Raw genomic sequence first — 8,163 nt, forward strand, 5'->3', positions numbered from 1 at the left:
CGGCGGCCAGGCCGCGTTCGGCGATCGCCGCGACCGCGCCGGCGGCCTGGGCCTGCGCGAGGAAGTCGTGCGCATCGAAGCGCTCGCCGCGCAGCGCGACGAACAGGTCGCCCGGCTGCAGCGTGCGGGTGTCGGAATGCACGCGCGCGATCGGCAGCGCGCCGTCGCCGACCAGCGTCGAGCCGGGCAGCAGCGCGTGGGCTTGCGCGAGCGTCATCATCATGGCGCGCTCCCTTCGTCGAGCGACGAGAGTGGTGCAGGCGCGGACGGCGCCGGCTCCGGGTCGAGCACCGCCAGCATCGCCTGCGCCTCCAGCACGTCGGAGAACGGGTGCTTGACGCCGGCAATCTCCTGCTCGGCCTCGTGGCCCTTGCCGGCAATCAGCACCACGTCGCGCCCGCCGGCGTGGTGCAGCGCGTGCGCGATCGCGGCGCGCCGGTCTTCGAGCACCGTCGCGTTCAGCGAACTGGCCATGCCCTCGACGATCTCGCGCAGGATCTGCGCCGGCGCCTCGTTGCGCGGGTTGTCGCTGGTGACGACGATGCGGTCGGCCAGCCGCTCGGCGATGCCGCCCATCAGCGGGCGCTTGGTCGCATCGCGGTTGCCGCCGCAGCCGAACACCACCCACAGCAGGCCGCCGCGTTCGCGTGCGAACGGGCGCAGTGCGTACAGCGCCTTCTCCAGCGCATCCGGCGTGTGCGCATAGTCGACCACCACCACCGGCTGGGTCGGTTCGGCGTCGACGCGCTCCATGCGCCCCGGCACCGCGCTCAGCTCGGGCACGACCGCGACGATGTCGGCCAGCGCGAGGCCCAGCGCCCGCAACCCGCCGATCACCGCCAGCAGGTTCGACACGTTGTAGTCGCCGATCAGCCGGCTGTGCACGTCGACGGCCTCGTCGCCCTCGCGCAGCGTGAAGGCGAGGCCGCCGTCGGCGTAGTGGATGTCCTGCGCGCGCAGCCGGGCCACGTCGCGCGTGCTGTAGGTCCACAGGTCGAGCCCGCCGCCGGCCAGCTCGCCGACCAGCGACGCGCCCTGCTCGTCGTCGACGTTCAGCACCGCGGCGCGCAACCCCGGCCACGAGAACAGCTGGCGTTTGGCGGCCCAGTAGGCGTCCATCGTGCCGTGGTAGTCGAGGTGGTCGCGCGTGAAGTTGGTGAACAGCGCGACCTCGACATGCGTGCCGGCCAGCCGCTGCTCGACGACACCGATCGACGAGGCCTCGATCGCGCAGGCCCGGAAGCCCTCGTCGGCGAACTGCCGGAACGCGAGCTGCAGCGTCACCGGATCGGGCGTCGTGAGGCCGGTCGAGAGCACCTGCGCATCGGGCACCGCACTCGTCGGCGGCTCGCCGACGCCCAGCGTTCCGATCACGCCGCAGCGCGCGCCGAGCAGGCTCAGCGCCTGTGCCGTCCACCAGGCGGTGGAGGTCTTGCCGTTCGTGCCGGTGCTCGCGACGACGCGCAGCCGCGTGCTCGGTTCGCCGAAGAAGCCGCTCGCCAGCTCGCCGGTGGCGGCCTTCAGGTCGGGCAGCGCCGACACCGTCTGCGGATCGAGTTCGAACGCGGTGGAGCCGTCGGCCTCGACGAGGCAGGCCACCGCGCCGGCGGCCAGCGCCTGCGGCACGAACTGCCGCGCATCGACGCCATAGCCCGGCCACGCGATGAACGCATCGCCCGGCTGCACGCGGCGGCTGTCGGTGGCGAGCCCGCGCACGCCGCGCGCAAGCAGCCACGCGAGCGCCGACTCGACGCTCGCGTGATGGATGAGGGTGGGTGCCTGGCTCATCAGAAACTCTCTTCCTCGGCCTGCAGCGCGTGGGTCACGATCTGCGGCCGCACCTCGATGTCGGGGGGTTCCCCCATCGAGCGCAAGGTCTGTTGAACGACTTCACTGAACACCGGTGCGGCCACGTCGCCGCCGAAATACTTGCCGTTGCTGGGCTCGTCGACCATCACCGCGACGATGATGCGCGGCTTGCTGATCGGCGCCAGGCCGACGAACCACGAGCGGTACTTCTTCTCCGCGTAGCCCTTGCCTTCCTGCTTGTACGCGGTGCCGGACTTGCCGCCCACCGAGTAGCCCGGCACCTGCGCCTTCGGGGCGGTGCCGCCTTCGAGCGTGACCAGGTGCATCATCTCGCGCACCTGCTTCGCGACCTTCGGCGAGATCACGCGGATGCCGGCCGGCGTCGGGGTATCGACCTGCCGGTTCTTCACCAGCGACACCGGGATCAGCTCGCCATCGTGCGCGAACACCGTGTAGGCGCGTGCGATCTGGAACAGCGAGGCCGACAGCCCGTAGCCGTAGCTCATCRTCGCCTGCTCGATCGGCCGCCACGACTTGTACGGGCGCAGCCGGCCGGTCACCGCGCCGGGGAACCCGATCTGCGGCTTCTGGCCGAAGCCGACCTGCGAGTACAGCTCCCACATCTCGCGCGGCTGGAACTGCATCGCCATGCGCACCGCACCGACGTTGCTCGATTTCTGGATCGTCTGCGACACCGTCAGGTCGCCGTGCGCGTGCGAATCGGTGATCACCGAGCCGGCGAAGTTCAGGCGGCCGGGCGCCGTCTGCAGCACGGTGTCGGGCGTCACGCGGCCGGTCTCGAGCGCCCAGGCGGCGATGAACGGCTTCATCGTCGAGCCGGGCTCGAAGGTGTCGGTCAGCGCGCGGTTGCGCAGCTGCGCGCCGGAGAGGTTCTTGCGGTCGCCCGGCGCGTAGCTCGGGAAGTTCGACAGCGCCAGCACCTCGCCGGTCTGCGCGTCGAGCACGACGACGCTGCCGGCCTTGGCCTTGTTCTCGGTCACCGCATCGCGGATGCGCTGGTAGGCATAGAACTGCACCTTCGAGTCGATCGACAGCTCGATGTCGCGGCCGTCGACCGGCGCGACGCTCTCGCCGATGTCCTCGACGACGCGGCCGAGCCGGTCCTTCACGACGCGGCGCGTGCCGTTGCGGCCCTGCAGCTCCTTCTGGAACGCGAGCTCGATGCCTTCCTGGCCGTTCTCCTCGACGTTGGTGAAGCCGACGACGTGCGCCGCGGCCTCGCCCTCGGGGTACTTGCGCTTGAACTCGCGCACCTGGAACAGCCCCTTGACGCCGAGCCCGAGCGCATCCTTCGCGACCTGTTCGTCGACCTGGCGGCGCAGCCAGACGAAGTTCGGGCTGTCGTCGAGCTTGCCGGCCAGCTCGGCCGGCGTGTAGCCGAGCAGCTTCGCGAGCTGGGCGCGCTGCTTCTTGTCGGCCTCGAACTCCTTCGGGATCACCCACAGCGACGGCGCCGGCACGCTGGACGCGAGGATCATGCCGTTGCGGTCGATGATGCGGCCGCGGCTGGCCGACAGGTCAAGCGTGCGCGCGTAGCGGATCTCGCCCTGCTTCAGGAAGAAGTCGTTGCCGATGATCTGCACGTAGACGGCGCGGCCGACCAGCACGCAGAAGCCCAGCCCGACCAGGCCGACCAGGAACTTCGAGCGCCACGGCGGCGTCTTCGACGCGAGCAGCGGGCTGGTCGAGTACATGACGCTGCGCACGTTGACCGCGCCGGCGCGTGCCGGGTTCGGCCGGGCATCGCCGCCGAACTGGCGGATCTTGTCGATCCAGCTCATCTGGCGGCCCCCGAGGCGGCGGGCGCGTACGCGACGTACTGCGTGACGGCCGGCGTGGCATTGCGCATCGCGAGCTTGTCGCGCGCGACGCGTTCGACGCGCAGCGGCGTCGCCTGCGACTGCTTGTCGGCCAGCAGCCGCTCGTGCTCGATCTCGAGCTGGTGCGCCTCGCTGGTGGCGCGGTCGACCTCGGCGAAGAGGCGCCGCGCGTCGTACGACACGCGCACCAGGTAGATGCTGCTGGCGATCAGCGCGATGAGCAGCACGAGGTTGATGCGGGTCATGCCGGCACCTCGGTGCGCTCGGCGATGCGCATGATGGCCGAGCGCGAGCGCGGGTTGGCGCGCACCTCGGTCTCGGACGGCTTCACGCGGGCGATTGCCTTCAGCCGGCTCGGCCGCTCGGGGGCGAACGGGGCGCGGCGGTCGAACTCGCTCTTGCTTTCGCGGGCGATGAAGTTCTTCACGATGCGGTCTTCGAGCGAATGGAAGCTGATCACGACGAGCCTGCCGCCCGGCGCCAGCAATCCGAGGGCTGCGTTCAGCCCCTGTTCGAGTTCCTCAAGCTCGGCGTTGACGAAAATCCGAAGAGCTTGAAATGTGCGCGTTGCAGGATCCTGGCCCGGCTCGCGGGTCTTGACCGCACCAGCCACGACGTGGGAAAGCTCTGCGGTGGTGCGAACTGGATGCCCGCCCTCGCGCCGAGCAACAAGCGCCTTTGCAACCGATACAGCAAACCGTTCTTCCCCATAGTCGCGTACCACCTCTGCAATGTGGCGCTCGTCGGCGCGGGCCAGAAAATCCGCAGCGCTTTCGCCGCGGGTCGTGTCCATGCGCATGTCCAGCGGTCCGTCGAAGCGGAAGCTGAAGCCACGTTCGGGGTTGTCGATCTGCGGCGACGAGACACCCAGGTCGAGCAGCACGCCGTCGACCTGGGCGATGCCGAGTTCGGCCAGCACATCCGACATGCCGCCGAAAGGCGAGTGGTGGATGGAAAAACGCGGGTCATCGACCCGCGTTGCGCCCGACGCTGCCGCGGCGATGGCGTCCGGGTCGCGATCGATCGCCACCAGCCTTCCCCCGGGCGCGAGCCGGCCGAGCAGCAGGCGCGAATGGCCGCCGCGGCCGAAGGTGCCGTCGACGTAGATGCCGTCAGTGCGCGTGAACACGCCGTCGACGGCCTCGTCGAGGAGGACGGTCTGGTGCTGGAAGCTGTCGGTACTGCGGGTCATGGCGTCTAGCCCTGGAAGTCCCGGAGCGAATCCGGCATCTCGGACTGCAGGACCTTGGCTTCCTGTTCAGCGTAGACGAGCGGATCCCACAGTTCCAGCCGGCTGCCCATGCCCATCAGCAGCACGTCCTTGGTCAGGCGGGCGGCGGCACGCAGCTCGGGGGAGATCAGCACGCGGGACGAGGCGTCGATCTCGACGTCCATCGCGCTGCCGAGAAAGATGCGTTTCCAGCCGTCGGCCGACATCGGCAGCGCCACCAGGCGCTCGCGGAAGGCCAGCCACACCGGGCGCGGAAACACCAGCAGGCAGCCCGCCGGGTGCTTGGTCAACGTGAGCTGCGGCCCGGCATCGGCGAGCAGGACATCGCGCTGGCGGGCCGGGACGGTGATCCGCCCCTTCCCATCCAGCGTCAACGCTGAGCTGCCTTGAAAGCCAAATTCCGCCACAGAAACCCACTAAAGTGCACTTTGCACCACTCTAGCGGATGGTTCCTATAAGGTCAATGAGAGGTGTAAGAAAAAATCAATGAAATCAAGAACTTAGGACTGACTCTAAAATCTGCCAAATGAAAATGGTTGTAAAAGCAAGGACTTACAGAAGGCTGTGAAAGCTTTGGATGAAAGGGAAGCTGCGGCCGTCGAACCACGTTGCTTGTCGATGTAATGATAGATGTTGACAGAACAGGGTCTTCTGTGATGTTCTATGAGTATGCCCAAGACTGCCCGCGCCCTCCTCCAGTTGCCACCCGCCACGGCGGCCGCCATTGAAAAACTGGGCGCCGACCTGGCGGTGGCACGCCTGCGTCGCAAGGAGTCGCTGAGATCCTGGGCGCAGCGGCTGGGCATCACCGTGTCCACCCTCCAGCGGCTCGAGGCCGGCGATCCGTCCGTCGGCATCGGCATCGTGGCGACCGCGCTGTGGCTCATCCAGCGCGACGGCGAACTGAGGCAGCTGGCGGCGCCCGAACGCGACCAGGGCGCCATCGAACTGGATGTGCGCGAGGCCGTCGAGCTGGGCCGTGCCCGGGCCCAGGCGTCCGCGGAGRCACGCCTGCGCGCCACACCCAAGGGAAAGGACTGAGACATGCGCCTCGACGACCTGCACCTCTGGTACCTGGGCGACCCGCAGACGCCGCGCCACGTCGGCGCGCTGAAGCTCGTCTCCGCCGGCAAGGGCGTGTCGCTGCACTACGGGCGGGAGTGGCTGCTCGACGGATTCGCGCTCAGCGAGGATCTTCCGCTCGTCGACAACGAGTTCCTGCCACCCGGCCGCCTGGCCACGGACGGGCAGCGCGCCGTCGGCGCGGTCGACGACGCGCGGCCGGATCGGTGGGGCGAGAAGGTCATCCGCTTCGTCGACAAGCCCCAGCGGCTGTCACTGATGGAGTACCTGTACTACGCCGGCGACGACCGGTTCGGTGCGCTCGGCGTTTCCACGTCGTCGAGCGCCTACAGCCCGCGCGCCGCGGGTCCGCTGCCGCGGCTCGATGACGTGCAGCAGCTCAGCGAGGTGGTCGCCAAGATCGAAGCCTCGGAGCCCCTCAATGCGCTGGAGGCGAGGATCATTGCCGGTGGCGRCAGCCCGCTCGGCGGCGCCAAGCCGAAGGCCCTCATCGAGATCGGCGGAGAACAGTGGGTCGTCAAGTTCTTCAACAACGAGCCCGTCGACACGCCGCTCATCGAGCACGCGACGATGACGCTGGCCCTGCGCGCCGGCATCACCGTGGCCCGGACGCAGGTGATCCGCCTGGCCGACGCGAATGCGATCGCTGTTCACCGCTTCGACCGCGCTCCGGGCCGGCGCATCCACAGCATCTCGGCAGGCACCGCCATCCGCGCGGCCACCGCCTCCGGCGCCGAACCCGAGATGGGGTACCCCGAACTCGCGCGGATCCTGCGCCGCATCGGCGTCACGCAGGACGGCACGAACCAGCGCGACGCGCGCGAACTGTTCCGCCGGATGGTCTTCAACATCCTGGTGGACAACACCGACGACCACGAGAAGAACCACGCGCTGCTGGTCATGAACCCCTTCGCCCAGGGCCGCCTGACGCTGGCGCCGGCCTATGACGTCCTGCCGACGAACTCGGGGCAGGGCTACCAGGAGTTCATCTGCGGCGCCCAGGGCCGGGACTCGACGCTCGACAACGCGATGTCGCAGTGCGATGCCTTCGGCCTGCTGCCCGCGGAAGCGGCGGCCGACGTGCTCGCCGTCATCGAGGTCGTGAACACCTGGCAGCAGCACTTCGCACAGGCCGGCGTGACCGGGCGCGACATCGCCAGCCTGGCCGAGCGGCTCGATGGCGAAGCGCTGCTGAACCAGCGCAGCAGCTTCGACCCGGCCCGGTATCAGGCCGCGCCCACCCGGCGGAAAAGGCCCAGCCCGTTTTTACGTCGATGAAACTGCACCGCTGACACCCGAACCACGAGGGATGCACGCCCATGTTTTCGCATCGGCCTGGGCGGCAAGTAACCAAGCTCGGTCCCTGCTCAGGGCGAACGGGTGGTGGGCGAATGGTTCCGCTCACCCCTTGATCCCTCCGGCCGTGAGCCCCGAGATCATCCACTTCTGCGCGAGGATGAACACSACCGTGATCGGCAGCCCCGACAGGATGGCCGCGGCCGCGAAGTCGCCCCACAGGTATTTCTGGTCGTACAGGAACAGCTTGGAGCCCACCGCCAGCGTCAGCTTGGCCTCTTCATGCAGCAGGATCGACGCCACCGGGTACTCGATGATCGCGCCGATGAAGGCGAGCAGGAACACCACCATCAGGATCGGCAGCGCCATCGGCAGCAGCACCAGCCGGAAGGCCTGCCASGGCGTCGCGCCRTCGACCTTGGCCGCCTCCTCGATCTCCACCGGAATCGTGTCGTAGTAGCCCTTGATCGTCCACACGTGCAGCGCGATGCCGCCSGAGTACGCGAGCAGCAGCGAGGCRTGGCTGTCGATGCCGAAGAACGGGAACACGCTGCCGATGCGGTCGAAGATCGCGAAGATCGCCACCAGCGCGAGCACCGCCGGGAACATCTGCATCAGCATCAGCCCACCGAGCGCCATGCGCTTGCCGCGGAACTGCATGCGCGCGAAGGCATAGGCGGCGGTGGTCGACAGCGTCAGCGTGATCGCCGCGGTCAGGCTGGCCACCTTGACCGAGTTCCACAGCCACAGCAGCACCGGGAAATCCGGTTTCACGAGGCGCCCGTCGGGCGCGGTGTACGAGATGCCGAGCGCGAGCTTCCAGTGCTCGAAGCTGATGGTCTCGGGGATCAGGCTGCCGGCGGCGAAGTTGCCCGGGCGCTGCGTGATCGAAAGGATCATCAG

General features: G+C 68.7%; 9 protein-coding genes. 2 read left to right on the forward strand and 7 right to left on the reverse strand.

From position 1 onward, the window contains the following. The 6 genes from AC1D12_RS17450 to AC1D12_RS17475 all read right to left on the reverse strand — a co-directional run. Positions 1-223: Mur ligase domain-containing protein (locus tag AC1D12_RS17450; protein ID WP_477841823.1), on the reverse strand; the 223-nt coding region annotated here is incomplete at its 3' end. Next, complete coding sequence (locus tag AC1D12_RS17455; protein ID WP_477841825.1) at positions 220-1,788, reverse strand: UDP-N-acetylmuramoyl-L-alanyl-D-glutamate--2,6-diaminopimelate ligase; 1,569 nt, start codon at positions 1,786-1,788, stop codon at positions 220-222. The genes AC1D12_RS17450 and AC1D12_RS17455, both read right to left, overlap by 4 nt. Continuing rightward, a complete protein-coding gene (locus AC1D12_RS17460) occupies positions 1,788-3,611 on the reverse strand; it encodes a peptidoglycan D,D-transpeptidase FtsI family protein (RefSeq protein WP_477841827.1) in 1,824 nt (607 codons plus the stop codon). Before AC1D12_RS17460 ends, AC1D12_RS17455 begins: the two co-directional genes overlap by 1 nt. Beyond that, positions 3,608-3,895 carry a cell division protein FtsL gene (gene ftsL / locus AC1D12_RS17465; protein ID WP_477828184.1) on the reverse strand — a complete coding sequence of 96 codons (288 nt, stop codon included), beginning with the start codon at positions 3,893-3,895 and terminating at the stop codon, positions 3,608-3,610. Before ftsL ends, AC1D12_RS17460 begins: the two co-directional genes overlap by 4 nt. Next, entirely contained in the window at positions 3,892-4,842 is a 951-nt protein-coding gene (gene rsmH / locus AC1D12_RS17470) for a 16S rRNA (cytosine(1402)-N(4))-methyltransferase RsmH (protein WP_477828186.1), read from the reverse strand. The genes ftsL and rsmH overlap by 4 nt, the downstream gene beginning before the upstream one ends. Before the next feature lie 5 nt (positions 4,843-4,847). Continuing rightward, positions 4,848-5,288, reverse strand: a complete 441-nt coding sequence (locus AC1D12_RS17475; RefSeq protein ID WP_477841829.1) for a division/cell wall cluster transcriptional repressor MraZ — start codon at positions 5,286-5,288, stop codon at positions 4,848-4,850. 262 nt (positions 5,289-5,550) lie between these two features. On the opposite strand from AC1D12_RS17475, the gene AC1D12_RS17480 reads away from it, so the two are divergent. Both AC1D12_RS17480 and AC1D12_RS17485 read left to right on the forward strand, forming a co-directional pair. Then, entirely contained in the window at positions 5,551-5,922 is a 372-nt protein-coding gene (locus AC1D12_RS17480) for an XRE family transcriptional regulator (protein ID WP_477841831.1), read from the forward strand. Between the two features lie 3 nt (positions 5,923-5,925). Then, positions 5,926-7,242, forward strand: a complete 1,317-nt coding sequence (locus AC1D12_RS17485; protein ID WP_477841832.1) for a type II toxin-antitoxin system HipA family toxin — start codon at positions 5,926-5,928, stop codon at positions 7,240-7,242. A gap of 123 nt (positions 7,243-7,365) precedes the next feature. Here AC1D12_RS17485 and malG read toward each other — a convergent pair. Then, positions 7,366-8,163: maltose ABC transporter permease MalG (malG, locus tag AC1D12_RS17490; RefSeq protein ID WP_477841834.1), on the reverse strand; the 798-nt coding region annotated here is incomplete at its 5' end.

It is taken from the genome of Rhizobacter sp. P1_G5, from assembly GCF_056405435.1.